This is a genomic window from Microbacterium sp. S1037 (assembly GCF_048381605.1).
Taxonomy (GTDB): Bacteria; Actinomycetota; Actinomycetes; order Actinomycetales; family Microbacteriaceae; genus Microbacterium; species Microbacterium testaceum_B.
The window spans coordinates 307,711-333,588 of sequence record NZ_JBLWIG010000003.1 but is presented as its reverse complement, the minus strand read 5'-3'; the positions used below and the strand labels follow the sequence as shown (position 1 = coordinate 333,588).

Here is a 25,878-nt window from a genome sequence, read left to right as displayed (position 1 = left end):
GCTCTCTGCCGAGTTCAGTCGGCCTGACGCACTCCGCGACGCCGCACGGCCACACCGAGCGCGAGCAGGGCGAGGGCTGCGAGGACTCCGCCACCCATCCACGCCGTATCGGCACCGGTGCGCGGGAGTCCGTCGGGGCCGCGCGGCGGCGCCGCTTCGCCGCCCTCGCCGCCACCGGGTCCGGCCGGTACCTCGGCGCCGCCGAGCACGCGCAGGGGAACCGTGGCGGTGGAGCCGGAGGCGGTCGAGACGGTGATGTCGAGCGCGTCAGGCGCATCCGCCGGAACGGCAACCGTCACCTCGGCGACGCCGTCGCTCACGGGGACCGTCTGCGACTCACCCGAGCCGACGGTGACTCTGGCTTCGGTGGCCGCGGGGCTGCCGAGTGAGGTGAGGTCGAGGCCCGACACGGTGAACGAGGCCTCGGTCCCGCGGGCCGCCTCTGCCGGCGCACCCGTCACCTGAACGCCCCGCGCGGTGAAGTCGGGAGCGAGGTCGGGGTGGGACCCGAGGTACGCGATCCAGCCGTCCCGGTCGATCAGACCGGAATCGCGCGAATCCGTCCCCTCGTCGAACACCGTGAAGGCGTCGCCTCCCGAGAGCAGGAAGCTGAACGAACCCACCCGGTACGACGCGGCCGGGTCGACCGGCGTCCCGTCGATCCAGATGCCCGTGATGCGCTCGCCCGGCGCGCGCGTGGCGTCGAAGGTGTAGCGCACGTTCTCGGACACGCTCAGCGACAGCGTCGCCGCACGTCCGGCCGCGTCGCCCCACTGCTGCTCCAGCAGACGGCGCAGCTGATCGCCGGTGAGGCTCGTGGTCCCGAGGTTGTTCACGAACGGCAGCACCGCGTTTGCCTCGGCGAAGGTGATCACGCCGTCGTCGCCGCGCAGCAGCTCCGCGCGCAGACCGCCCGGGTTCACCACCGCGAGGTCGGCGTCACCGCGCACGGGGTCGGCGAGCGTGTCGTGCAGGGCATCCGCGACGAGGTTGCCAAGCGCGGACTGCTTGGAGCGATCGTCGCGCTCACCACCCTGGTAGACACCGTCGACGTACGAGCCGCCGAGGAACGCCGTCGTGATGTCCGCCGACACCGAGCCGACCGGCTGCGAGCCGACCCGCTCGGCCTCGGCGAGAGCGCGGTCGACGATGTCGGCCACCTCGGCGACACGGGGGTAGGTCGCGATGAGCTCGGCATCCAGGGCCTTGCTGTTCTCCGCGGTCTGCTCGTCGTCACCCTCGACCTCCTCGGCCGAAAGCCGCGGGACGTTGCGGGCCTCATGACCGATGACGTCGCGGCTCGCGCGGTCGATCGTCAGGACGACCTGGCCGATGTTCTCGCCGTAGTTGCCGGTCTGCAGGACGGGACGCGTCCCGTCGGTGCCGGGGATCGGTGCGTCCCACGCGTACTCCTCGTGCGTGTGACCGGTGAAGATCGCGTCGACATCGGCATCCGTCTCGGTGACGATGCGCGCGAACGCGCCGCCGCGGGCGATCGCGTCGTCGAGGGTGCCTCCCGACGTCTCTCCCTGGAGGGCGCCCTCGTGGTACTCCGCCACGAGGATGTCGACCTGATCGCGGATCTCGGCCACGACGCGGTTCACCTCGGCGACCGGCTCGCGGAACTCGATGCCCTCGATCCCGTCGGGGCTGACGAGCGAGGCGGTCTCCTCGGTGACGGCGCCGACGACACCGACCCGCAGGCCGTTCACCTCGACGATCTCGTACCCGGGGAGCACTGGCTGGCCGTCGCGGTAGACGTTCGCCCCGAGGTAAGGGAATGCCGCACGCTCGGTGACGCGACCGGTGAGATCGTCGATGCCCTTGTCGAACTCGTGGTTCCCGACTCCGGATGCCGCCACCTCGAGCGCGTTGAGCACGTCGATCGTGGGAGCGTCGTCGGCGTTGGCCGAGGCGAACAGCGAGGCACCGATGTTGTCGCCGTTGGACAGGAAGAGCGACCGGTCGTCGCCCTTCTCGGCTCGCAGCTGCTCGATTGTGCCGGCGAACTTAACCGTGTTGGCGTCGATGCGCCCGTGGAAGTCGTTGATGTTCAACAGGTTGAGCTCGGTCGTCCCCGACAGGTCGATGCCCACGACCACGGGGTCGTGGTCGCTCGACCGGTAGGGAGAGGCGTCGTAGAAGTTGCGCACGTTGGCGTTGTAGCGGCTGTACTCCAGCGCGAGCGCCTCGCCGGCGTTGATGTTCCAGACATCCGTGCCGGTCACGAGCTCCCGTGCCGCCGGCGATGCGAGCACGTGGTCGAGCGAGCCCGACTGACCGTCGTACGAATACGTGTACTTGCCGGTGTCACCGCCCAGGTCGACGTATCCCGCGTCGCGGAGCACCTGAATGGGGTCCTCCTGCGTGTAGGCGTTGAAGTCACCGAGGAGGAACACGGCGCCGCCCTCGACGCTCTCGGCCTGCTCTCCGGCGAAGGCGACGAGCGCCTGCGCCTGGCGGACGCGGTCGCCGTTGAAGGCCCCCTGGTCGCCCGCGGCGTTGTCGCCCTCCGCGGCCGGGTCGCTGTCGCTCTTCGACTTGAAGTGGTTCACGATGGCCACGAAGGCGGCGTCGTCGCGACCGGCGGGCGCGAACGCCTGGGCGAGCGGCTGGCGCGCGTTGGAGAAGGCCGGGTCGTCGAGGATGACGCTGTCGCCGACGGGGCTGACCGCCGCCTTCTTGTAGATGAAGGCCGTGCGGATGACGTCCTCCGAGGCCGGGAGGGCGGTCGGCGACGGCACGAAGGCCCACGCGTCCTCGCCGAGATCGGCGTTCAGCGCGGCGACGAGGGTGGACAGGGCTTCGTCACGGGGCTCACCCAGGGCAGCGGAGTTCTCGATCTCCTCGAGCGAGACGACCTCGGCATCCATCGCGTTCAACGCCGCGACGATCTTCGCCTGTTGGCGCTGCAGGTTCTCGGCATTCGCCGCGCCGCGCGGACCGGGCTCGGGGCAGCGATTCGCCGTGATCGGGTTGCCCTCGCGGTCGGTGTAGACCGAGTCGCAACCGACGTCCTCCGCGGTGGTCGTGAAGTAGTTGAGCACGTTGAAGCTCGCGAGCTGCACCGTCCCGCCGACGTCGGCCGGACGCTCCGTACGCGTGTTCGCGAACGTCGCGGGCTGCACCTCGGCCGCATTGTCGACGGTCAGCTGCTGCGTGGGCTGGAGCTTCCACGCGTCGAACCGGTAGTCGAGCACGACGGGACGCGTGAACGTCACCGGAGCACCGACCCGCACCGGATCGGTGAGCGACAGGTACGGCAGGGGTACGTCGGTGGCGGAGCGCTGGAAGTTCAGCGACGCGCCGTCGTCGAGCACCACACCCCGCGCGGCGTTGTCGGCGACGACCTCGTCGAACTCCGGGGTGCCGGGTCGAGCGACCTCGGTGGGGGTGAGCAGCGGCGTCGTGCCCGCCGCGAGCCCGATCTCCGCGTACTGGCCGGTGATGTAGGTGTTGGTGACGGTGAAGTCGCCCTGCGGCGCGAGCAGCATTCCCTCGAAGCGCTCGCGCTCCTCGTCGGTTCGCGGCCACGCGATCTCGGCCGGGGTGACCGGCTCCGCGCCCTCGGTGAGAACGGTGACGAGGTCGGCATCCGAGACGATCTGGGTGAGCCCGTTGTACTCCCCCGCCGTGCCGCTCACCTCGACGTAGTCGCCGATCGCGACCTGGGCGACCGCACGCGAGCCGTAGACGAAGACGGCGTCGGATGCCGTGTGCTCGGCACCCAGCTCACCACCGGTCCCGGCGGTCTGGAGGAAGAAGCCGTTGTAGCCGCCGGTCGGGTACGCGGCGGTCACGATGCCGCGCGTGGTGACGGTCTGACCGTCGAGCGGGGTGCTGTCGCCCTCTCCCTGGATGTCGCGGATGGGCGTGATGTCGGCCGCGGCTTCGGCCTCTTGCGCCGGAGCGGCGGTCTCGGCGGCCTTCGCCGGGGCACCGGCTGCCGGAGTCTCCGTCGGTGCGGGCTCCGCGGGCGGCGTCGAGGTCGGCGCGGCGGTGTCCGTGGGAACGGGCGTGGTCGGCGCGAGCGATGCCGCGGTGGCGGCGGGGGCGACGAGGGCGGAACCGAGAAGGGCGGCGGCGACGGCAGCGCTCAGCGCTGTCGCGGTGCGGCCCGAGGGTCGCCGAGAAGGCACGGGTGACATGGGTCTCCTGCGAATCCGACGGACATCGTCGGGTGGGGGGATCGACGGGGGGGTCTCTTCGACCGTAGACGACCTCATCAGGAATTCCCAGGCTTCTTTCGTTGCCATCGTGTGAACACGCTGTCCGGCGAAGAAGGCCCGGATGCCATGGGTATCTACGGGCCCCTCTCGCCTGACGACGAAGAAGGCCCGGATGCCATTGGCATCCGGGCCTTCTGAATCGCGTTGCTGCGACCGTGAAGCGAAATTACTTCAGGGTCACCGTAGCGCCGGCCTCCTCGAGGGCAGCCTTCGCCTTGTCGGCGGTCTCCTTGTTCGCGCCCTCGAGCACGGCCTTGGGAGCGCCATCGACGACGGCCTTGGCCTCGCCGAGGCCGAGCGAGGTGAGCTCGCGGACGACCTTGATGACCTGGATCTTCTTGTCGCCGGCGGCCTCGAGGACGACGTCGAACGAGTCCTTCTCCTCGACCTCTTCGGCGGGGGCGCCACCGGCAGCGCCGGCAGCGGCCACGGCCACGGGGGCGGCGGCGGTGACGTCGAAGGTCTCCTCGAACGCCTTGACGAACTCGGACAGCTCGATGAGCGTGAGCTCCTTGAACGCGTCGAGCAGCTCTTCGGTGCTGAGCTTAGCCATGTTGTATCTCCTTGATCGGGTTAATCAGCCGGGCCGGGTCAGGCCGCGGTGTCCTGCTTCTCGCGCAGCGCGTCGACCGTGCGAACGGCCTTTGACGGAAGCGCCTGGAAGACGTATGCCGCCTTGGTCATCGTCGCCTTCATCGCACCGGCGAGCTTCGCCAGCAGGACTTCACGGCTTTCGAGATCGGCGAGCTTGTTGACCTCATCCGCGGTCAGAGCGGCGCCATCGAAGTAGCCGCCCTTCACCACGAGCTGAGGGTTAGCCTTGGCAAAGGCACGCAGGCCCTTCGCGACGGCGACAGGGTCACCGTGCACGAACGCGATGGCGGACGGGCCCTTGAGCTCGTCATCCAGTCCCGTGACCCCCGCCTTGGCGGCGGCGATCTTGGTCAGCGTGTTCTTCACCACGGCGTAATCCGCGTCCTGACGGATGTCGTTGCGCAGCTGCTTGAGCTGGGCAACCGTCAGACCGCGGTACTCGGTCAGCAGAACGGCGGTCGAGTTCTCGAAGTTCTTCGTGAGCTCGGCGACCGATGCATCCTTCTGCGCCATGGCCACTCCTTGTGTGTACGAGGCGCTCCGCGGAGGCGGGGCGCCGGCCGAAGACACCGGGGTCTGGGCAAAAAAGAAGAGCTCCGGCGCAGGCGCACGGAGCTCGGATTCCCGAAGGAGAGTTCGTTTACCTGCGTAGGTCCCCTGCTTTTCAGCAGACGCTTCGATCGGCGTGCACGCACTCCGATGACCGACGGTCTTTGGCTTGGGCTCCACTCTACCCGACGCCGCGCTTCCCCGCCAATCCGGTGCCGCTCACTGCCCGCCCGCCGTGCCGTCGCGCGGAGATCCGGTCCGCACGCCTCCCCTCCCACACCGTACCGCCGCGCGGAGATCCGGCCCGACACGCCGCCCCGCGGCGCCTCACGTCGGCGCGCCGCGGAAGAAGTCCGCGCGACGGCTCGCCGCGTGTGCGGCATCGGCGAAGCACCCCGCGCGCGTCAGGAGACGCGCGGGGCGGGGAGTAGCGCCTGGGTCATGCGCACGATGCGCGTGGGCGTCCGTGCGCCGAGCCAGACAGTGCAGACCGGGGAGTCTCCGCACGCCCACTCGGCGCACCAGGCGTGGATCGCCTGCGCCAAGCGCTCGCCACGCGGGCGGATCCGACCGCCGAGCGAACGATCGAGCCAGCTCACCCGCGCGTCGCCCGCGTCGAACGGCTCGATCTCCCTCTCGCCGGACGCCTCGATCGCGATCGTCACGTGCGCGGCGGGCGACAGCGCGGCGGCGATCCGCCGCATCTCGGGCAGATTCCGCGCGTCACCGCCGAGAAGCACGGCCCCCTCGAGCTCGCTCCAGCGGCCGCCGTCGGGGCGACGGAGGTGCTCGGCATCCGGAGTCATGCCCTTAACTTAGGTCACCCTTACTTCGATGACAAGACCCCGGATGCCGACGCGCCGAGCCTCACAGTCGATCCGCCGCCGAGCGGGGTTAGGGTCGAACGCATGTCCCCCGAGCTCGTCGCCTCCCGCAGCGCCGACCTCGACGCCCGGATCGTCGCGGATTCGCGCGATCGCGTCGCCTGGATCCGCGCGCGCTCGCGCGGCATCACCGCGACCGACGTGGCCACTCTGACCAGCGCGAACGCCATCTCGCGCGCGGCGGACGCCAAGCTCATGGGCTCGAGTTTCTCGGGCAACGCCTTCACGGCGCACGGTCGTCGGCGCGAGCCCGAGATCGCCGCGTGGGTGGCCGCGACGCACGGCATCCAGCCCTCGTCGGCCCTGTATCACGCGGTCGTCGAGAAGCGGCATCTGGCCACTCCCGACGGCGTCGTCGTCGACGGCGAGGGCCGCGTGGTGCTCGCCGAGATCAAGACGACCAACAAGGCATGGCGCTCCATCCCCCGCACGTACATGCGGCAGATCTGGTGGCAGCAGCACGTCCTCGGCGCGGAACGGACCCTCGTGGCATGGGAGCAGCACGACGGATTCGTCCCCCTGCACGACGAGCCGCGCTGCCAGTGGATCGACCGCGACGAGCGCGAGATCGCCAAACTCGTCGGGCTCGCGACCTCGCTCATCGACGAGCTCTACCGCCGCACCATGCAGGCGCGCCAACCGACCCCGGCACGACAGGAACCCACGGAGAGGTATCGCGCCCTCGCGCTCCTCGATTGATAGTTGACGCAAGTCAAGCATCAGGCGTATCGTTGACATCAGTCAACTAATCGCGCCATCGTCGTCGCGGCATCCGTCCCCCTTCCGTGGAGTTCCGCATGGCAACCACCTCCGTCGACGCGCCCGCTCAGCGGCGCGTCCTCCCGGCCCTCATCGGGCTGCTGCTCGGCACGTTCGTGTCGATGCTCGCCTCGACCGTCGTCTCGACGTCGCTGCCCGTCATCGTGCACGACCTGTCGGGCGACCAGAACGCCTACACCTGGGTCATCACCGCGACCCTGCTCACCACCGCGATCTCGACCCCCATCTGGGGCAAGCTCGCCGACCTGTTCAATCGCAAGGTGCTCATCCAGATCGCGATCGCAATCTTCGTGCTCGCCACCGCCGCAGCCGGGTTCTCGCAGAACACCGACATGCTCATCGCCTTCCGCGCGGTGCAGGGTCTCGGCGCGGGCGGCCTCGCCGCCCTCAGCCAGGTCATCATGGCCGACATCATCAGCCCCCGTGAGCGCGGTCGCTACATGGGCCTGTTCGGTGCGGTCATGGCCGTCGCCACGGTCGGTGGGCCGCTGCTCGGCGGCGTGATAACCGACGCATTCGGATGGCGCTGGAACTTCTTCGTCGCCCTCCCCTTCGCCGTCGCCGCGCTCCTCATCCAGCAGCGCACCCTGCACCTGCCGGTGCGCGCGAAGCGGACCGTGAAGATCGACTACCTCGGCATCGTCCTGCTGTCGACCGCGGTCTCGCTCATCCTCATCTGGGTCACCAACGCCGGGAAGTCCTTCGACTGGGCCAGCACCGAGACCATGCTGATGGTCGGCGGCGCCGTCCTCGCCGCAGTCCTCTTCGTCGTCGTCGAGCTGCGCTCCTCCGAGCCGCTCGTGCCGCTCACCCTGTTCCGGGATGCCACGTTCACCCTTGCCACGATCGCCTCGATCGCGACGGGTCTCGCGATGTTCGGCACCTCGGTGTTCCTCAGCCAGTACATGCAGATGGCCCGCGGCGCCACGCCCACCGAGGCCGGCGTCATGACCATCCCGATGATCGGCGGCCTGCTCGTCTCGTCCATCGTGGTCGGCGCCCTCATCTCGCGCTTCGGCCACTGGAAGCCGTTCCTCATCGCCGGAGGCGTGCTGCTGATCGCGGGGTCGTTCCTGCTGTCGACGATCCACTACGACACCAACTTCGCCCTCGTCTCGCTCTACATGTTCTTCCTCGGCGCGGGTGTCGGCATGACGATGCAGAACCTCGTCCTCGTCGTGCAGAACACCGCGAACCCCACCCAGATGGGCGCGGCGAGCTCGGGCGTGACGTTCTTCCGCAGCCTCGGGGGCACGATCGGCGTCTCGGTCATGGGCGCCGCGCTCGCCAGCATGGCCACCAGCCTGTTCACAGACCGCGCCGAAGACCTGAAGACGGCGATCATGGGGCTCGGCGCGAACGGTGCCTCGGTCGCCCAGTCGCTCCAGTCGGGCACCATCCCGCAGGTGTCGACGCTGCCCGACAGCGTTCGCGTCATCGTCGAGGACATCTACGCCCAGTCGATCGCCCACTCGTTCCTCATCGCGGTGCCGGTCGCCGTGGTCAGCCTCATCGCGATCCTCTTCCTGCCGAACCGTCCGCTGACCCGTATGACGACCACGGAGCGCGTCGCGGCGAGCGAGGCCGACTTCGCCACCGTGTCGGTTCCGGCGGGCATGTCGACCCTCGCCGCGACCGGCGCGGTGCCGACACAGGATGCCACTCCCTCCCGCCGCGCACGTCGCGAGGCTCAGATGGGAGAGGATGTCTGACGTGACGAGCGAACTGAGCGACGAGCGCCGCGAGGCCGTGCAGGCCCTGGAGTCGTCGTTCTCGGAGCTCATGACCGTGTTCCGCCGCTTCGTCTCCGAGGCGGCGGAACGCGTGAGCCCCGGGATGCTTCCGGCCACGTTCAAGGCCCTTTCCGTCGTCAGCCGCTTCGGTCCGCTGACCCTGTCGGCTCTCGCCGAGCGCTTGGCGGCCGACAAGGGCTTCCTCAGTCGGTCGATCAGCGAACTCGAAGACCTGGGTCTCGTCAGCCGCACACCCGACCCCAACGACGGTCGCTCGCGGCTGATCTCAGTCACCGAACTGGGCCACGAACGCCTCGCGGACGCGCGCGCCCCGCACGAGAGCCGGCTGTACGAGGCGATGGCCGACTGGTCGGTCGTCGACATCCGTCACCTCTCGACGCTGCTGCACGCCCTCGCCGTCGGCGAGGTCCCCTCGCGCGACTGAGCGCCGACCTTGCGCGGGAGCCCCGCGCCACGGAAGCCCCGCGCCGCGGAAGCCCCTCGCCGCGAACCCGCGCTGAGTGTCCAAGACACCTGGACGATTTCTCGAATCGTCCGGGTGTTTTGGACACTCGATCGGAGCACGCGGGCCCGCAGCGCCGTCGGCGTGCGAGAGACACGGGCGACACGCGGACCGCACACCGCGGCCCGGGGGCGCTGAACGCGCCGTCGCGACACGGTGACCGAGGTGTAACACCGCGGAGACAATGGCGCGATTGACTGGGGGAACCGCGGCGGCGTCGCCGCCTGTACGCGAGAGAGAGCGCCCGATGAGATTCCGATCGACGCGTCCCGAGACGAGCATCGACCCCGCCCCCGCGGTCCCCGACACGATGCGGGCGGTCGTCTTCGATGCTCCCGGCGCCGCCGACGCGCTGCGGGTCGCAGAGGTCGCCGTCCCGACACCCGTGCTCAGCGAGGTGCTCATCCGGGTTGTCGCCGCCGGTATCAACCCCATCGACGCCAAGACCCGCGCGGGCCGCGGAATGTCGGGCGCGATCGACGCGTGGCCGTCCGTTCTCGGACTCGACGTGTCCGGAGTCGTCGTGAAGGCCCCGTTCGACGCGCACCCCTTCCCCGTCGGCACGGAGGTGTACGGCATGGCCGCCGTCCCCCGCACCCCCGGCGGTTACGCCGAGTACGCCGTCGTGCCCACCCTCTCGCTCGCTCGCAAGCCCGCCGCCCTCTCGTACGTCGAGGCCGCGGGCGTCCCCGTCGCGGCTCTCACGGCGTGGGGCCTCGTGGTCGAGACCGCGCTCGCCCACCAGGGTCAGCGCATCCTCGTGCACGCCGGGAGCGGCGGCGTGGGGCACTTCGCCGTCCAGTTCGCCGCGTACTTCGGCGCACACGTCATCGCCACGGGGTCTCCCCACAACCTCGACTGGCTGCGTGAACTCGGCGCCGCCGAGGTCGTGGACTACACCTCGACCCGCTTCGAAGACGTCGTGGCCGACGTCGACGTCGTCATCGACCTCATCGGCAACGTCGCCGACGACACGGGCACGCGATCACTCGAGGTGCTGCGTCCCGGCGGTCTGCTGATCGAGGTGCCGACCGGCGCCTGGCCGGGATTCCGCGAGGCGGCCTCGGCGCGTGGCATCCGGTCCACCGATTACAAGACGATCCCCGACGGCGCAGCGCTCGCCACGATCGGTCGCCTGATCGACTCCGGTGCCGTACGCGTGTTCATCGACCGGGTCTTCGACCTCGACGAGGCAGCCGCCGCGCACACCGAGCTCGAGCGCGGACACACCCGCGGCAAGATCGTGCTGCACGTCAGCGACGACTGACTCAGCCGTTCGCGAGCACCCGCCGCCCCTCCCCGACGACCTCCTCGGCGACGTCGTCGAGGAGGGAAGACGTGAGATTCCACTGCTGCCAGAAGAGCGGCACGTCGATCGGATCGTCCCCGAGGCGCACCAGCGTGCCCTCGGCCAGGCCGGCGGCCGACTGGAAGCGCGGCAGCAGCCCCCATCCGAGGCCCAACTCGACGGCGGTGGCGAAGTCCTGGGATGCCGGGACCCGATGGCGCGGAGGCGACCCCGCCGCCACTCCCCGACGCGCCAACCACTGCGTCTGCAGGTCGTCGCGACGGTCGAAGTCGACGACGGGCGCGTCCGCCAGTGAGGCCGTGTCGACGCCGTCGGCGAACCAGCGGGAGACGAAGGAGACGGTCGCGACCGCTTCGTATCGCAGGACTCCGAGGGGACGCACGCGGCATCCCGCGACGGGGGTCTCGCGCGACGTCACCGCCGCCATCACCGTGCCCGCCTCGAGGAGCCCCGCCGTGAAATCCTGATCGTCGCGGTGCAGGTCGAACACGACCGGTCGACGGGCCGACACCCGCGCCAGCGGCGGCAGGAACCACGTCGCGAGCGAGTCGGCGTTGACGGCGAGCGGGACGGATGCCACGGCCCCGTCCTCTGTGCCGATCGCGGTCAGCGCATCGTGCTCGAGCAGCGCGAGCTGGCGCGCGAGGCGCACCACGGCGTCGCCGGCCTCGGTCGTCCGCACCGGCTTCGACCGGACCAGCACCACGCGACCGAGCTGATCCTCGAGCGCGCGGAGGCGCTGACTCACCGCTGACGGAGTGACGTGCAGGCGACGGGCCGCGGCATCCAGAGTCCCCTCCTCGACGACGACGGCCAGGGTGCGGGCGAGATCGAGGGGGATCGACATGAAGCAATGCTAACGGCACGTCAGAATCCTGAGCTGGGCTTTCTTTGCGCGCACCCCTATCGTCGGAGCGTGCTCGCTCCCCTGCTCGCCGGTCTCGGCCTCGGTTTCTCGCTCATCGTCGCCATCGGCGCGCAGAATCTGTTCGTGCTGCGCCAGGGCGTTCGACGTGAACACCTGTTCGCCGTCGTCGCCGTCTGCGCGGTCTCGGACGCGATCCTCATCCTCCTCGGCGTCTCGGGAATCGGGCTCGTGCTGCAGGCGGTCCCCTGGCTCATCGTCGTCGTGCGCTGGGCCGGTGCCGCATTCCTCGTCGGATACGGCGTCCTTGCCGCTCGGCGGGCCGTGCGTCCGAGCGGCGAGACGCTGCGCATCGACACCGCTGCATCCCCGTCGATTCCGGATGCCGGAGCCACGATCGTGCAGACCCGCCCGGCCCGCACGACCCTCGTCACAACCGTGCTGACCTGTCTCGCCCTCACCTGGCTGAACCCCCACGTATACCTCGACACGGTGTTCCTGCTCGGCTCGGTCGCGTCCACTCACGGTGACGGGCGGTGGGCGTTCGCGCTCGGCGCGTGCCTGGCGAGCCTCGTGTGGTTCTCGGGCCTGGGCTTCGGTGCCCGCTTCCTCGGGCGATGGCTCGATACGCCGCGCGCGTGGCGCATCCTCGACGCGATCATCGCCGTGGTCATGTTCGCGCTCGCATTCTCGCTCGTACTCCCGCACTGAGCGGCGGTCGCGTCCGTTCCCCCATCGCCGGGGTCGGGGCGCGGTTCTCGCGCGCCGACGTGACGAACACGCCCCGCGCTGCCGGAGGCTCGGCGACGAGAATGGCTCCATGCGAACGGTGACCATCACGGTGCACGGACGGGTGCAGGGCGTCGGGTTCCGGTACGCGCTGCGAGACGAAGCGCAGCGCGCGGGCGTGCGGGGGTGGGTCCGCAACCGTCGCGACGGCACGGTCGAGGCTCTGCTGTCGGGCGACCCGGCGATCGTCGCCGATGTCCTTGCGTGGGCGCATCACGGCCCACCGTCGGCCGCGGTCGAGCGCGTCGACGTCGCGGCCGGCTCCGAGACGGCCCCCGACGCCTTCGAGATCCGCGCAACCGCCTGAGGCGCGTGGTCACCTAGCCCGGCAACCCCGCGCGGAGTTCCGCGAGCACCTCGGACGCGTCGTCGAGGCGCGCGAGCCCCGCGGACTGCCCCGCCCACAGCGACACCAGGTCGTGCTCGCCCGCCGCGCCCGCCGCGGCCCGGAACACCCCGGTCAGCCAGTTCTGCGCCGGGAACGGAGCGATCATGCCCGTCTCCTCGAGCTCGCGCATCGCGCGGTTCGGGATGCCGCGGGCCAGGCGTCCGCTCATCGCTCGCGTCAGCACGGTGTCGACGTCGGCCGCCGCGGCGATCGCGTCCCGGTGGCCCGGGGTCGCGGCCGACTGGCGGGTGCGCAGGAACGCGGTCCCGACCTGCACGCCCGCCGCACCGAGCGCGAGCGCCGCCGCCACCCCGCGTCGGTCGGCGATCCCCCCGGCCGCGATCACGGGAACGTCCACCGCGTCGACGACCTGCGGGATCAGCGCGAACGTGCCGACGAGCGACTGGGCGGGGTCCCGCAGGAACGACACGCGATGCCCGCCCGCTTCCGCTCCGGTCGCGACCACCGCGTCGACCCCCGCCGCGTCGAGGGCGACCGCCTCGGCGACCGAGGTGGCCGTGCCGAGGACGCGGATGCCGAGGTCCCTCGCGCGAGCCAGGGTGGCGGCATCCGGAACCCCGAACACGACGCTCAACACGTCGGGTCGCGCGGCGAACACGGCGTCGAGCTGCTCGTCGAGGGGCGGCAGGAAGGATGCCGGGGGCACGGGCGGTGCGACACCCGCGGCCGCGTAGAGGGGCGCCGCAGCACGGAGGAAGGGGTCGACGTCGACGTCGGCGGGGGTGACCTCGTCGCCCCGCGGGAGCCAGAGGTTCACCGCGATCGGCCGTGAGGTCGCCGCCCGCAGAGCAGCGATCGTGTCGTGGATGCGGTCGGGCGTGTATCCGTACAAACCGTACGAACCGAGGCCGCCGCCGTCGCTGACCGCCGCGGTCAGGGCGACCGAGGAGAGGCCGCCGAACGGACCGAGGACGATCGGGACGTCGATGTCGAGCAGGTTCTCGAGGCGCATGCTCCGACGCTACCCGCCCGGGCGTCAGGCGGGATCGGGGCCGTCGAGGGGGCGGAGCAGGCGGTTGAGGAAGCGCTGCGTGCGCTCCTTCTTCGGTCGGCGCAGCAGCTCCGACGGGGCACCGCGTTCCACGATCACGCCCTCGTCGAAGAAAAGGACCTCATCGGCGACCTCGCGTGCGAAACCGAGCTCGTGAGTGACGATGACCATCGTCCAGCCCTCGTTCGCGAGCTCGCGCAGCACGGTGAGCACCTCGCCGACGAGTTCGGGGTCGAGCGCACTGGTCGGCTCGTCGAAGAGGAGCAGCTGCGGCTGAAGCGCCAGGGCGCGCACGATGCCGACGCGCTGCTGCTGTCCGCCGGAGAGTTCCGAGGGGTACGCGTCGCGCTTCTCGGTCAGTCCGACGCGGTCGAGCAGCGTCACGGCGCGCGCGACGGCATCCGCTCGCGGGACACCGTGCGCCTGCACCGGTCCCTCGATCACGTTCTGCAGGACCGTGAGGTGCGGGAAGAGGTTGTGGTGCTGGAACACCATCGCCGATCGGTCGCGCAGAGCCGTGCGATCGGCTTTGCTCACACGCCCTGCGAAGTCGACGCTCGGCCCTCCGTCGAACGCCACGACACCGGCATCCGGGGTCTCCAGGCCGTTGAGGCAACGCAGAACCGTCGTCTTGCCGGAGCCCGAGGGGCCGATCAGCACGAGCACGTCGCCGCGGCGGACCTCGAGGTCGACGCCGTCGAGCACGCGGTTGGTGCCGAAGCTCTTCTCCAGACCCGTGACCTGCAGCAGCGTAGTGTCAGTGGGCGACATGGCGGTCCAATCTCTTCTCGAGCGCGTTCTGGCCGAACGAGAGCACCAGGCAGAACAGCCAGTAGATCAACGCCGCCTCGAGGTAGACGGCCATGAACTCGTACGAGAACGCGGCGATGTTCTGCGCCTGGCGGAACAATTCCGAGACGAGGATGAGGGATGCCAGGGAGCTGTCCTTCACGAGCGAGATGAACGTGTTCGACAGCGGGGGCACCGAGACGCGAGCCGCCTGCGGGAGGATGATGCGGGTCAGCGTCTTGCGCGGCGAGAGCCCCACGGTGTGAGCGGCCTCCCACTGCCCGCGCGGGACCGACAGGATCGCGGCGCGGATGACCTCGGCAGCGTACCCGCCGACGTTCAGCGAGAACGCGATGACCGCCGCGGGGAACGGGTCGATCGTCACACCGATCGTGGGCAGACCGTAGAAGATCACGAACAGCTGCACGAGCAGCGGCGTGCCGCGGATTATCGAGATGTAGAACCGGGCGAAGCCGGAGAGCACGACGTTGCGCGAGAGCCGGAGCAGCGCCATGAAGAGCGCGATGACGAGGCCGATCGCGAACGAGGCGAGCGACAGCGGGATGGTTCCCCGCAGTCCCGCCAGCACCATCGGCCAGAACGAGTCGAGCATCAACGACCAGACGTCGTTCATGGGCCTCCTTCTTCACGCGGGCGGGGCGCCCGCTTCGCACGGGCGCGTGCCCGGGATTCATCACGCGGGGCGGACCGCCCCGTCCCACGCTAGAGGTGAGGAGGGGGCGGTCCGCGGGGGTTTACAGCGCGTGCTTACTGGGTGACGTCCTCACCGAAGTACTTCTGGCTGATCTCGGCGAGCGTGCCGTCGGCGCGAAGCTCCTCGAGAGCACCGTTCACGGCCTCCGCGAGCTTGTCCTGGCCCTTCTTGAACGCGAAGGCGCTCTCGGAGGTGTCGTCGGTCTGGGCCGCGATCTTCAGGCCCGTGGGGCTGTTCGTCTTCTCGTAGTCGAGGTAGGTCAGCTGGTCGTTGATCGTGGCATCCACACGACCCTGCTTGAGCAGGGCGACGGCCTGCGCCCAGCCCTCGACGGCCTCGACCTGGGCGCCGCTCTGGGTCGCGAGCTCGTACCAGTTGCTCGTGAGCGACTGGGCGGTGGTCTTGCCTGCGAGGTCGGCGAAGCTCGAGATCGAGGTGTCACTGTCCGTGGTGACGATGACGCCGCGCGACACGGTGTACGGGTCGCTGAAGGTGTACTTCTGCTGACGCTCCGGGTTGATCGACACCTGGTTCGCGATGACGTCGAAGCGGCCGGCATCCAGGCCCGCGAAGATCGCGTCCCACTGCGTCTCCTGGAATTTCACCTCGAGGCCGAGCTTGTCACCCACGGCCTTCGCGATCTCGACGTCGAAGCCGGTCAGGTCGCCCGCGCCCTCGTGGAACGAGAACGGGCGGTAGGTGCCCTCGGTCGCGACCGTCAGGGTGCCGTCCGAGACGAGGCCGTACTCCGATCCCGCGCCGGGGGTCGCTCCGGAGGTCGTGCCGCCGCTGCAGGCGGTCAGCGCGAGGGCGCTCAGGCCCAGGGTGGCGGCGAGGACGGTCAAACGGCGACGGGGCATAGCTGTTCCTTGGTGGTGGGGGTGGGAGGTGAGGCGCGAAAGCGCCTTTCAGCACAACACGGAGCGCGGTGGGAGTCTTCCCGGATGACGCCGTGTTGCACGTCCGTGCAGGTGCGGGGTGCTGCTGACACGCGGAAGCCCCGCCGGCGCGAGGCGCAGCGGGGCTTCCGGTGACGGTCGTCAGACGAGGACGTTGACGTCCAGCGGGATGCCGGGACCGAACGTGGTCGAGACAGCGCCCTTCTGGATGTAACGGCCCTTCGAGCTCGACGGCTTGAGGCGGACGATCTCCTCGAGCGCGGCCTTCAGGTTCTCGTCGAGCTGCTCGGCCGAGAACGACGCCTTGCCGACCACGAAGTGGACGTTGGCGTGCTTGTCGACGCGGAACTCGATCTTTCCGCCCTTGATCTCCTCGACGGCCTTGGCCGGGTTGGGGGTCACGGTGCCGGTCTTGGGGTTCGGCATGAGGCCGCGGGGTCCGAGGACCTTACCGAGGCGACCGACCTGGCCCATGAGCTCGGGCGTGGCGACGGCCGCGTCGAACGCGGTGTAACCGCCGGCGACCTTCTCGATGAGCTCGGTGCCGCCGACCTCGTCGGCGCCGGCGGCGAGAGCCGCCTCGGCCGCGGGGCCGTTGGCGAAGACGATGACGCGCGCGGTCTTACCCGTGCCGTGGGGCAGGATGACCGTGCCGCGGACCATCTGGTCGGCCTTGCGGGGGTCGACCGAGAGCTTCAGCGCGACCTCGACGGTCGAGTCGAACTTCTTCGAGCCGGTCTCCTTCGCGAGGGCAACGGCCTCGGTCGGGGTGTAGAACGTGTCGGGCGCGACCTTCTCAGCGGCGGCCCGGTATGCCTTGGACTTGGTAGCCATTGTTATCTCCCTCAGTCCTCAACCGTGATGCCCATGGAACGGGCGGTGCCGGCGATGATCTTCGAGGCGGCCTCGATGTCGTTCGCGTTCAGGTCGGGCTGCTTGGTCTCGGCGATCTGACGCACCTGCTCCTTGGTGAGCTTGCCCACCTTGGTCGTGTGCGGGGTGGCGGAGCCCTTCTGCAGGCCGGCGGCCTTCTTGATGAGCTCGGCCGCGGGGGGCGTCTTCAGGATGAACGTGAAGCTGCGGTCCTCGTACACCGTGATCTCGACGGGGATCACGTTGCCGCGCTGCGACTCGGTCGCGGCGTTGTAGGCCTTGCAGAACTCCATGATGTTGACGCCGTGCTGACCGAGCGCGGGGCCGATCGGCGGCGCCGGGTTGGCGGCACCGGCGTTGATCTGGAGCTTGATCAGGCCGGTCACCTTCTTCTTGGGTGCCATATCCTTTTCCTCTCTCGAGCGGGTGCCTCGCGGCTCCCTCTCTCCCGCACGTCCGGCGGTTCCGGACAGCGGTCGTCGCCGTGCTGACGCACGAGCAACCTTCACATCATACGCCACGTCGCGGCATCCGGTGTCCGGCGTCTGGCGTCCGGCGTCGGGCGTCTGGCGTCCGGCGTCGCGGGTGGGCGGGGTCACGGCGCGGGTGAGTGCCGGGGGCGGGGCCGCGTCGCTGGCCGGCGGGGCGGTCCGCGGCGCGGGTGGGCGGGTGCGGCGCGGCGGTTCCCCCACGCATAAACGCTCTCCGCGCACAGAAACGCGATGCGCACGTGTTTCTGCGCGCGGATCGCGTTTATGCGGCGACCGCGCCGGTGGTTATCCACAGGCGTCCCGAGCGGCGCGCGAGAACGTGGCACCCTCGCGGAATGGACACCGCACCCCGGGCGCTCCGCGCCTCGCCCGCACCGCTGATCGTGGCCTCGGGCGCGCCGCGATCCGGACCGCCACTCTGGCGCGACGAGTCGCTGCTGCGCGTCCGCTCGGGTGTGTACACCGTTCGTACCGCGTGGGACGGCCTCGCACCGTGGGAGCGTTACCTGGTACGAGTCCACGCGTTCGCCGTGGCACGAAGAGATGCGGTGTTCTCGCACGAGTCCGCAGCGGCGCTGGTCGGACTGCCGGTGTTCGGGGAGCCGCGCATGATCCACATCTTCGACGGACGTCGCGCGCGGTCGGTGTCTTACGGCGACGTCACCGTGCACACGAGCGCCGATCCGCGATCGACGTGCGAGGTGGCCGGCATCCGGATCACGACCATCCCGAACGTCGTCGTCGACCTCGCCCGCGCTCTCCCCCCGGCGCTCGGGCTGGCGGTCGCGGATGCGGCGTCACGGACGTTCGGCCTGGACGCCGAACAGTTCCTGGAACGTCTGCTCGAACAGAGCAACACGTTCGGAGTGCGCCGGGCGCAGTGGGCGCTGACGCGCGCCGTGCCGATGGCCGAGTCGCCGGGCGAGTCGATCAGCCGAGCCGTCATCGAGTGGTGCGGGTTCCCCGCTCCGGCGCTTCAGACGGAGCATCAAGTCGAGGGGCGCACGTACAGGTCGGACTTCTGCTGGCCGGAACATCGAGTGATCGGCGAGAGCGACGGGTGGTCGAAATACGGCCTGCATGATCCCGCTGCGGCTGCTGAAGCGCTGCGCGCGGAGAAACAGCGCGAAGACGCCCTTCGCCGACAGGGGTGGCGCGTCGCACGCTGGGACTACGCGGGCGCTCTCGGGGTCGACGCCCTGCGCGATGCGCTGCTCGCAGCCGGGTTGCGTCCGGTGCGACGCCCCGACCTCGCAGCCCTTTCGGCCGTGGGTCGGAATCCGCGCTCGACCTGAGCCTCGGCGTGCAGCGCGGTCCGTTGCGCACCGAGACGTGCAGAAGCGAAGCCCCGGCCGACTGGGGCAGCCGCGCATAAACGCCGTTCGCGCACAGAAACACGTGCAGAGCGCGTTTCTGCGAGTGGATCGCGTTTATGTTCGGCGGGGCGGCGAGCACGGCGCGCAGCAAGCGACTCGTCCGCGGGGTGCGCCCGTGCGCCGGGTCCCGGCGGCTCCGCCACGCGGGCGCCAATCGCGCATAAACGCCGTTCGCGCACAGAAACACGTGCACAGCGCGTTTCTGCGAGTGGATCGCGTTTATGTGCGGCGGAACGGCGGGGCGGCGAGCACGGCGCGCAGCAAGCGACGCGTCCGTGGGCGTGCGACCGTGCGCCGGGGACCCGGCGGCGCCGCCATACGGGCGGCAGCCGCGTATAAACGCCGTTCGCTCACAAAAACACGTGCACAGCGCGTTTATGCGAGTGGATCGCGTTTATGCGTGGCCCACACAGCGGCCGCGCGTGCAGGAGCCCCGGCGGAGGTCGCGCACACGTCCGACGCGGGACGAGCCGCGGGGAACGGCGAACGCCCCGCCGGCGGGGCCGGACGGGGCGTTCGCGAGGACGCGCGGGGCGTCAGATCATCTTGGTGACCTGGTCGAACGAAAGCTCGACCGGGGTCTCACGCTCGAAGAGCGACACGAGCACCGTGAGCTTGCCGCTCTCGGGCTTGATCTCGCTGATCGTGCCGGGCAGGCCCGCGAAGGAGCCTTCCTTGATCGTGATGGTCTCGCCGGTCTCGAAGTCGACCTCGGCCGGGATGGAGCGCGTCGCGACCGGAGCGCCCTTGGCGGCACCCGCCTTGGCCGGAGCGGCTTCCTTGACCTCGACGAGGCTCTTCAGCATGTTGAAGGCCTCTTCGAAACGCAGCGGCGTCGGGTTGTGGGCGTTGCCCACGAAGCCGGTGACACCGGGGGTGTGGCGGACGACCGACCAGGTGTCTTCGTTGAGGTCCATGCGCACCAGCACGTAGCCGGGGATGCGCACGCGGTTGACCATCTTGCGCTGGCCGTTCTTGATCTCGACGACGTCCTCCATGGGGACCTCGACCTGGTAGATGTCGTCCTCGACCTCGAGCGTCGACTTGCGCTGCTCGATGTTGGCCTTCACCTTGCGCTCGAAGCCGGCGTAGGAGTGGATGACGTACCACTTGCCGGGGAGCGAACGCAGCTCGGCGCGGAACGCCTCGTAGGGGTCGGCGTCTTCGTCGATCTCGTCGACGTCGGTCGCCGCGTCGGCGGGAGACTCGGATGCCTCGACCTCGTCGACCACGCCGGCGGCGGCCTGCACCTCGTCGACGAACTCGTCGTCGAGGACCGGCGCGTCGGGCTCGCCGTTGATGTCGGGACCGTCGTAGGGGGTGACCTCGTCGGCGGCTTCGGCGGCCTCTTCGGCCTGCTCCTCGGCGAGGGCGTCGTTCAGGACCTCGGCGGCGGCCTCGGCCTCGCTGGTCTCGTCGATCTCGAGAGCGTCGTTCACGATCGCGTCAGCCTCCGGGTCGGTGATGTCGATGTCGTCGAGATCGTCGTCGGCATCCGCGTCGTCGGCGTCGTCCACGACGTGGACGGCGGTGTGCTCAGCCGCGTCGGAGGCGTGCTCCTGCGAGGCGAGCACGTTGCCCTCCTGGGCTTCGTCGTCTTCGCTGGACTGCTCGGCAGCCGTCGCCCAATCGGCGTCGTCGACATATCTTTCAGACACTGATGATCTCTTCCGTTGAAGTGCGACCGCTCGTGGGGCCGCTCGTCGCCGTAGCGCCGGTCAGGCGCCGGCGGTGCTCGGGACGCCGAAGACGGCGCTGGTCAGCCACACGAACAGCAGGTCGAGGCCGTACACGAGCGCCATCATCACGACGACGAACCCGAGGACCACGAGGGTGAACTTGATCAGCTCCTGCCGCGTGGGCGTGACGACCTTGCGCAGCTCCGTGAAGACCTGACGGATGAAAAGAGCGATCCGCGCGAAGAAGTTGAGCTTCTTCTCGCGGGGCGCGCCGCGGTCAGCGACGACCTCGCCCTTCGCCTCGTCCTGCGTCATCGAACCACCTAGGTCGCTATTCGTTGCCAGCGTGTGCTGTGCGCAGGGCGGACAGGAATCGAACCTGCAACCTGCGGTTTTGGAGACCGCTGCTCTGCCAATTGAGCTACCGCCCTAAGATCCGGATGGATCCAGGATTCGAAACCCGGCACGCCTTCGCCACGGATCTCTCGGGGAGGGATGCCGCCTGTGCGCGAGGCACGGCGAAAGAATGCAGATTTCGACTGCACTGCAAGTGTACGGCATCGGGCGCACCGCCGACGAACTCCCCCACCCCGCCGTGCCGCGCAGAGGGCCTCTGGATAGGCTGGAGGATGGTCGCCATTCTGGCCCCCGACACTGCGGCGACCGGTGAGGATCGAGGACCACGGATGAGCTCACAGCCCCCCGCCCAGCAGTTCCAGGTCGATCTGCGCGGCGTGATCGACCTGTTGAGCCGCCACATCTATTCGGGTCCCCGCGTGTTCCTCCGAGAGCTCCTGCAGAACGCCGTCGACGCGATCGCCGCACGCCGAGGGGTCGACGGCGCGGGCGGGCGCGTCCGCATCACGCCGGTCAGCGCGGCATCCGAAGAATTCGTCCTGCGCGACGACGGCGTCGGTCTGACCCCCGACGACGTTGCGGATCTGCTCGCGACCGTCGGCCGCAGTTCCAAGCGCGACATGTTCGACCTGCCGCGCTCCGACTTCCTCGGGCAGTTCGGCATCGGGATGCTGTCGTGCTTCATGGTGTGCGATGACATCGTGATCCGTTCGCGCAGCGCGCACGGCACCGACCCGGTCGAGTGGGTCGGTCACGCCGACGGCACCTTCGAGGTCGGCCCCGGCGCCGATGACATCCCCGTGGGAACGAGCGTGCACCTGCGACCGCGCGGCGACAGCCGCTCGCTGCTGAGCACGGCGACCATCGTCGAGCTCGCCGAGACGTTCGGCCGCTATCTTCCCGTGACGGTGAGCGTCGACCTCCCGTCGGGCGGCGAGACGACCGTCACCGCGCCTCCCCCGTTCCTCGGCGACGACCGCGAGGAACAGGCGGCCTACGGCCGGGAACTCCTCGGCGCCGAGCCGCTTGCGGTCATCCCCCTGTCGGTGCCCGCCACGCAGACGCGCGGCTTGGCGTTCGTGCTGCCGTTCGCCCCGGCATCCACCGCCCGCCAGAGCACACGCGTCTACCTCCAGCGCATGCTGCTCACCGAGAGGGCCGAGGATCTGCTGCCGGACTGGGCGTTCTTCGTGCGGGCCGTCGTCGATTCGGCGGGCCTTCACCCCACCGCGAGCCGCGAGGCGCTCGTCGACGACGACGCACTCGAGCAGACCCGGACCGAGCTGGGGGATGCCGTGCGTCGGTGGATCCTCGACCTCGCGCTGAGCGATCCCCTGCGTCTGGCGCAGTTCGTCGGCGTGCACGAGGTGGCCCTGAAATCGCTCGTGCGTCACGACGACGAGCTGGCGCGCTTCATCGTGCCGTGGCTGTCGGTCGAGACGAACGTCGGACGACTGCGGATCGACGACCTCGTGCGGCGTTCCTCCCCCGTCCGCTACGCGGAGACGGTCGAGGCGTTCCGGCAGGTCGTGAGCGTCGCGCCCACCGGAACGACGCTCGTGAACGGCGGCTACCTTTACGACGACGAGCTGGTCCGGCTGCTTCCCGAGGTGTTCCCCGACGTGCGTGTCGAAGCCGTCGACGTGGCCGACGAGATCGACCGGCTCGCTCCCCCGCCGCTGGACCAGCGAGCCGCCGTGGTCTCGCTCGAGAGCCGCGCGCGAGACGCTCTCGCGACCGTGGAGGTCGTCGTGCGTTCCTTCGAACGGCCCGAGGCCGCCGCGCTCTTCGTCGCCGACCCCGAGGTGTTGCGCGCGCTCGATCGCGGCCGTGCCCGCAGCGCGGGCGGGGCGCTGTGGGCGGGCGTCCTCGATCGGGCCGAGCGCGCCGGCACGCGCGGGCGAGACGAGACGCAGGCCGCGCCGTCGTCGCGCCTGTGCCTGAACTGGACCAACCCGACCGTGCAGCGTCTCGCGCACGCTCCCGAGGGCCGGGCGTTCAGCGCCGGCGTGCAGGTGCTGTACGTGCAGGCGCTGCTCGCCGGGCATCATCCCCTCGGCACCGCCGATCGCGCGTTGATGTCGTCGGCTCTCGCCGACCTCGTCGATCTCGCCACCTCGCCGTCCCTCACGCCCGCCGCGGCGCCGCAGCCCGGCGACGACGGCCCGACCGTCTCACCTCGCATCTCTCCGGAAGGATCCGCATGACCGCCGCCGCCGAAAGCATCCGCGCCCTGTTCGACGAGATCGACCGGACGCCCTGGGGACCGGAAGAGAGGGCTCTCGTCGCCGAGGCGGTCGCGCGAGCGCAGGAGAGCGGGGACACCCGACTGGAGTACGAAGCACGTCTCCGGCAGACCTCGAGCGCCAACATGATCGGCGACACCGACCTCATGCTGACCTCGTTCGCCTGGTGCCTCGCGCAGCACGAGTCCGACCCCGAGCGGTTCCCCGCGGAGCTCGAGCCCGCGGGCGACCTGCTGTGGCAGTACAAGTGGATGGCGGGCGCGCTGCGCGGTTCGCCCGAGTTCGCGAGCGAGCAGATCGAAGCGGTGCTCGACGACATGGAGCAGCACTACCGCCGAGCCGGGGTCGGCCTGAGCGGCGCGCTCATGGCCCGCTTCGAAGACGCGTGGGCCGCGGGCCGCATCGAGGAGGCGGCCGCGCTGCGCGAGCGCCTGGAGGCCACCCCGCGCGACGACTACAGCCACTGCGACGCGTGTGTGCGCAGCCAGTTCGCCGGTTTCTTCGCCGAGACCGGGCGCGAAGACGAGTCGATCCGCCTCGTCGAGGAGATGGTGGAGGGCGGATTCACCTGCGGCGAGGAGCCCGAGCGCGCCCTCGCTCTCGTGCTGCTCCCGCTGCTGCGCGCCGGACGATTTGACGAGGCCCGTTCCTTCCATTCGCGCAGCTACCGCCTCGCGCGCGACAACCCGGACAACCTCACGATCATCGCCGACCACGTGGTCTTCTGCACCGTGACCGGCAACGAAGCGCGCGCTCTCAGCCTGATCGAGAAGCATCTGCGCTGGCTCACCCACGACGGTCTCAACGCGGAGGCTCACCAGGAGGCCCTGGCCGCCTTCGGCCTGGCCCTGGATGCCGTGACCCGCTCGGGCCACGGCGACACTCCGGTGCGGGGATCGGATGCCGCGGAGCTCGCGCCGCTGTTCGGTTCGCGCGACGCGGAGCTGACGGCATCCGATCTCGCCGTTCTCTGCTGGGCTCGGGCCGAGGAGATCGCGCGAGCCTTCGACGAACGCAACGGGACCGACGCGCACGCGCGGCGCCTCGAGCGCACGCGCGCCCTGGCCGACGAGCACTACGACGTCCCGCTGTCGTCCGGGGGTTTCGCGGCTCCGGTGTCGGCGCCTCGCGAATGGACGCCCGCGGAGAGGCGTGTGCGCGCGCGCATGCTCGGGGCTCTCGGCACCGCCTCGTCGATCGACGCGATCGCCGACGTGCTCGACGACGCCGACGCTGCCGACCGCCTGCCCCTGACCTTCCAGCTGCTGCGCGGCCTGCTCGCGGAGGAACGCCTCGACGACGCCGCGCAGGTGCTCGCCGCACGGGTGGACGCGCTGCGCGCCGTCGGCGACGAGGCGCGAGCCGACCTCGAGGAGAAGCTCGGGCCTGCCCTCTTCGGGAAGGACGACGTGTTCGCCTCCCGCGCGCTCGAGGAGCACCCGGATGCTCCGGCGGGGGTGCGAGGTCAACTCCTGACGATCGTGACGTACGGGCACATGGTCGCCGGCCGTCTCGATGAGGCCCTCCGCACGGTCCGCGAGGCACGCGAGCTCCACGCACGGGTGGGCGACATCGATCGTGTCCACGCGCTCGCCCACACGGAAGCCGACATCCATCGCGAGAAGCAGGCGCCCGCGGACGCGATCGCGGTGCTCGACGAACTCCTCGCGGATGACCGACTGGAGGTCGGACGGCGAGTCCACGTCCTGACCGACCGGGCGGTGCTCCGGGAGTCCCTGGGGGACCCCTCCCGCGGAGCCGACGACGCCGACGAGGCAGCTCGACTCCTCCTCACGTGGGACGCCGACGGGCAGGTGGTCGCGACCGCCCTGTCTCTGGGCGCTCAGTTCGCGGAGCGCGCCGGCCAGAACGAGCGCGCCGTCGCGAGCTACCGCGTCGCGGTGCAGCGCCTCGAGGCCGCCGGCGAGTCGACGGTCGCCTTGCGGTACGGGCTCGGCCGCGCACTCCTCGCGACGGGCGCCGCGCACGAGGCCGTGGAGGTGATCGACGAGGTCCTGCAGGACGAGACGGCGGCCGGCGAGGCTCCCGGGTCGCGCGCGATCACGGTCGGTCTGCTCGCTCGCGCCTTCGAGCACGCCGAGGAGTGGGGGAACGCGCTGCGCGCCTGGGAGATCACCGCCGACCTGCACGAAGAAGCGGACGAACCCGCTCGTCGCGCCTCGGCACTCGTCGCGTGGGCCCAACTGCTCGGACGCCTCGGCGAGACGGACGAGTCGGTCGACACCCTGACCACGGCGGTCGAGGTCGCGCGAACCGACCCGGAGAACCGCGGGATGCTCGCGGACGCGCTGCACTCTCTCGCCCAGGTCAAGGCGTACCGGGGCGACGACGACGCTCTCACGCCCCTCGACGAAGCGATCGAGATCGGTCGCGCGGACGACGCTCCGTGGCTCGTCGCCGATCTGCTCGACACGCGCGCCCGGTTCCTCGCGAACGCGGGTCGGGTCGACGAAGCGGTGGCCTGCGCGCTGCAGGCGGCCGACGGGTTCCTCTCGGTCGGGGGCGTCCCGCAGGCGGGCGGTTCCGAATTCGTCGCCGCGCGCATCCTCCTCGGCGCCGAGCGCACCGAGGAAGCCGTCGCGGTCCTGCGTTCGGCGCTCGAGCACGCGGCCGACGAGGAGCAGCTGCGCCAGGCGGTGGCGATCGACCTCGGGGACGCGCTCGAGGGCCTCGGCCGCCACGGGGAGGCCGCGGAGGTCCGGAGCACCCTGCCCGCTTGACGCCCCGCGAAAAACGCGAAGACGGCGGCATCCAGAAAGGATGCCGCCGTCTTCTCG

Annotated in this window: 22 protein-coding genes and 1 tRNA gene; 9 read left to right on the top strand and 14 right to left on the bottom strand. The window is 70.3% G+C overall.

Annotated elements, in window-relative coordinates:
* Positions 1 to 14 precede the first annotated feature (14 nt).
* From ACMW4R_RS16615 to ACMW4R_RS16600, 4 genes are all read right to left on the bottom strand, one after another.
* Positions 15 to 4,148 (bottom strand): ExeM/NucH family extracellular endonuclease, encoded by a 4,134-nt coding sequence (locus ACMW4R_RS16615; protein ID WP_418300460.1) that lies wholly within the window; start codon positions 4,146 to 4,148, stop codon positions 15 to 17.
* Between the two features lie 247 nt (positions 4,149 to 4,395).
* Positions 4,396 to 4,782, bottom strand: a complete 387-nt coding sequence (gene rplL / locus ACMW4R_RS16610) for a 50S ribosomal protein L7/L12 (RefSeq protein WP_058595390.1) — start codon at positions 4,780 to 4,782, stop codon at positions 4,396 to 4,398.
* Positions 4,783 to 4,820: 38 nt separating this feature from the next.
* Positions 4,821 to 5,336, bottom strand: a complete 516-nt coding sequence (gene rplJ, locus ACMW4R_RS16605) for a 50S ribosomal protein L10 (protein ID WP_058595389.1) — start codon at positions 5,334 to 5,336, stop codon at positions 4,821 to 4,823.
* Between the two features lie 440 nt (positions 5,337 to 5,776).
* Positions 5,777 to 6,178, bottom strand: a complete 402-nt coding sequence (locus tag ACMW4R_RS16600; RefSeq protein ID WP_058595388.1) for a hypothetical protein — start codon at positions 6,176 to 6,178, stop codon at positions 5,777 to 5,779.
* 102 nt (positions 6,179 to 6,280) lie between these two features.
* Here ACMW4R_RS16600 and ACMW4R_RS16595 point away from each other — a divergent pair, with 102 nt between their 5' ends.
* The 4 genes from ACMW4R_RS16595 (at position 6,281) to ACMW4R_RS16580 (ending at position 10,559) form a co-directional block, all read left to right on the top strand.
* Positions 6,281 to 6,955, top strand: a complete 675-nt coding sequence (locus tag ACMW4R_RS16595) for a YqaJ viral recombinase family protein (protein ID WP_058595387.1) — start codon at positions 6,281 to 6,283, stop codon at positions 6,953 to 6,955.
* Between the two features lie 98 nt (positions 6,956 to 7,053).
* A complete protein-coding gene (locus tag ACMW4R_RS16590) occupies positions 7,054 to 8,748 on the top strand; it encodes an MDR family MFS transporter (RefSeq protein WP_058595386.1) in 1,695 nt (564 codons plus the stop codon).
* Positions 8,741 to 9,214, top strand: coding sequence for a MarR family winged helix-turn-helix transcriptional regulator (locus tag ACMW4R_RS16585; RefSeq protein ID WP_058595385.1), 474 nt, complete (start codon positions 8,741 to 8,743; stop codon positions 9,212 to 9,214). Before ACMW4R_RS16590 ends, ACMW4R_RS16585 begins: the two co-directional genes overlap by 8 nt.
* Positions 9,215 to 9,539: 325 nt before the next feature.
* A complete protein-coding gene (locus ACMW4R_RS16580) occupies positions 9,540 to 10,559 on the top strand; it encodes an NADP-dependent oxidoreductase (RefSeq protein ID WP_058626474.1) in 1,020 nt (339 codons plus the stop codon).
* A 1-nt stretch (position 10,560) separates the two neighbouring features.
* Here ACMW4R_RS16580 and ACMW4R_RS16575 read toward each other — a convergent pair whose 3' ends face one another.
* On the bottom strand, positions 10,561 to 11,448 hold the full coding sequence (locus tag ACMW4R_RS16575) for a LysR family transcriptional regulator ArgP (RefSeq protein ID WP_418300459.1): 888 nt from the start codon (positions 11,446 to 11,448) through the stop codon (positions 10,561 to 10,563).
* A 69-nt stretch (positions 11,449 to 11,517) separates the two neighbouring features.
* Between ACMW4R_RS16575 and ACMW4R_RS16570 the strand changes: the two genes are divergently transcribed.
* Together ACMW4R_RS16570 and ACMW4R_RS16565 are read left to right on the top strand one after the other, a co-directional pair.
* Complete coding sequence (locus ACMW4R_RS16570) at positions 11,518 to 12,177, top strand: LysE/ArgO family amino acid transporter (RefSeq protein ID WP_418300458.1); 660 nt, start codon at positions 11,518 to 11,520, stop codon at positions 12,175 to 12,177.
* A 109-nt stretch (positions 12,178 to 12,286) separates the two neighbouring features.
* Positions 12,287 to 12,562, top strand: coding sequence for an acylphosphatase (locus ACMW4R_RS16565; RefSeq protein ID WP_418300457.1), 276 nt, complete (start codon positions 12,287 to 12,289; stop codon positions 12,560 to 12,562).
* Between the two features lie 13 nt (positions 12,563 to 12,575).
* Here ACMW4R_RS16565 and ACMW4R_RS16560 read toward each other — a convergent pair whose 3' ends face one another.
* From ACMW4R_RS16560 to rplK, 6 genes are all read right to left on the bottom strand, one after another.
* Entirely contained in the window at positions 12,576 to 13,616 is a 1,041-nt protein-coding gene (locus ACMW4R_RS16560) for an NAD(P)H-dependent flavin oxidoreductase (RefSeq protein ID WP_058615079.1), read from the bottom strand.
* A 24-nt stretch (positions 13,617 to 13,640) separates the two neighbouring features.
* Entirely contained in the window at positions 13,641 to 14,426 is a 786-nt protein-coding gene (locus ACMW4R_RS16555; RefSeq protein ID WP_418300456.1) for an amino acid ABC transporter ATP-binding protein, read from the bottom strand.
* Positions 14,413 to 15,078 (bottom strand): amino acid ABC transporter permease, encoded by a 666-nt coding sequence (locus ACMW4R_RS16550; RefSeq protein ID WP_058595378.1) that lies wholly within the window; start codon positions 15,076 to 15,078, stop codon positions 14,413 to 14,415. Before ACMW4R_RS16550 ends, ACMW4R_RS16555 begins: the two co-directional genes overlap by 14 nt.
* Positions 15,079 to 15,212: 134 nt before the next feature.
* The gene (locus ACMW4R_RS16545; protein ID WP_058595377.1) at positions 15,213 to 16,019 is read right to left on the bottom strand and encodes an amino acid ABC transporter substrate-binding protein; all 807 of its coding nucleotides are present in this window, start codon (positions 16,017 to 16,019) and stop codon (positions 15,213 to 15,215) included.
* A 180-nt stretch (positions 16,020 to 16,199) separates the two neighbouring features.
* Entirely contained in the window at positions 16,200 to 16,892 is a 693-nt protein-coding gene (rplA, locus tag ACMW4R_RS16540; protein WP_058595376.1) for a 50S ribosomal protein L1, read from the bottom strand.
* 11 nt (positions 16,893 to 16,903) lie between these two features.
* Entirely contained in the window at positions 16,904 to 17,335 is a 432-nt protein-coding gene (gene rplK, locus ACMW4R_RS16535) for a 50S ribosomal protein L11 (RefSeq protein WP_058595375.1), read from the bottom strand.
* Between the two features lie 422 nt (positions 17,336 to 17,757).
* Between rplK and ACMW4R_RS16530 the strand changes: the two genes are divergently transcribed.
* On the top strand, positions 17,758 to 18,717 hold the full coding sequence (locus tag ACMW4R_RS16530) for a hypothetical protein (RefSeq protein ID WP_058615250.1): 960 nt from the start codon (positions 17,758 to 17,760) through the stop codon (positions 18,715 to 18,717).
* A 617-nt stretch (positions 18,718 to 19,334) separates the two neighbouring features.
* Here ACMW4R_RS16530 and nusG read toward each other — a convergent pair.
* The 3 genes from nusG to ACMW4R_RS16515 form a co-directional block, all read right to left on the bottom strand.
* Positions 19,335 to 20,456, bottom strand: a complete 1,122-nt coding sequence (gene nusG, locus ACMW4R_RS16525) for a transcription termination/antitermination protein NusG (RefSeq protein ID WP_058615249.1) — start codon at positions 20,454 to 20,456, stop codon at positions 19,335 to 19,337.
* A gap of 60 nt (positions 20,457 to 20,516) precedes the next feature.
* Positions 20,517 to 20,792 carry a preprotein translocase subunit SecE gene (secE, locus tag ACMW4R_RS16520; protein ID WP_058597563.1) on the bottom strand — a complete coding sequence of 92 codons (276 nt, stop codon included), beginning with the start codon at positions 20,790 to 20,792 and terminating at the stop codon, positions 20,517 to 20,519.
* A 43-nt stretch (positions 20,793 to 20,835) separates the two neighbouring features.
* A tRNA-Trp gene (locus ACMW4R_RS16515) sits at positions 20,836 to 20,908 on the bottom strand.
* Between the two features lie 255 nt (positions 20,909 to 21,163).
* Between ACMW4R_RS16515 and ACMW4R_RS16510 the strand changes: the two genes are divergently transcribed.
* Positions 21,164 to 23,041 carry an HSP90 family protein gene (locus tag ACMW4R_RS16510; RefSeq protein ID WP_418300455.1) on the top strand — a complete coding sequence of 626 codons (1,878 nt, stop codon included), beginning with the start codon at positions 21,164 to 21,166 and terminating at the stop codon, positions 23,039 to 23,041.
* The gene (locus ACMW4R_RS16505) at positions 23,038 to 25,821 is read left to right on the top strand and encodes a hypothetical protein (RefSeq protein ID WP_418300454.1); all 2,784 of its coding nucleotides are present in this window, start codon (positions 23,038 to 23,040) and stop codon (positions 25,819 to 25,821) included. The genes ACMW4R_RS16510 and ACMW4R_RS16505 overlap by 4 nt, the downstream gene beginning before the upstream one ends.
* The last annotated feature ends 57 nt before the right edge of the window (positions 25,822 to 25,878 follow it).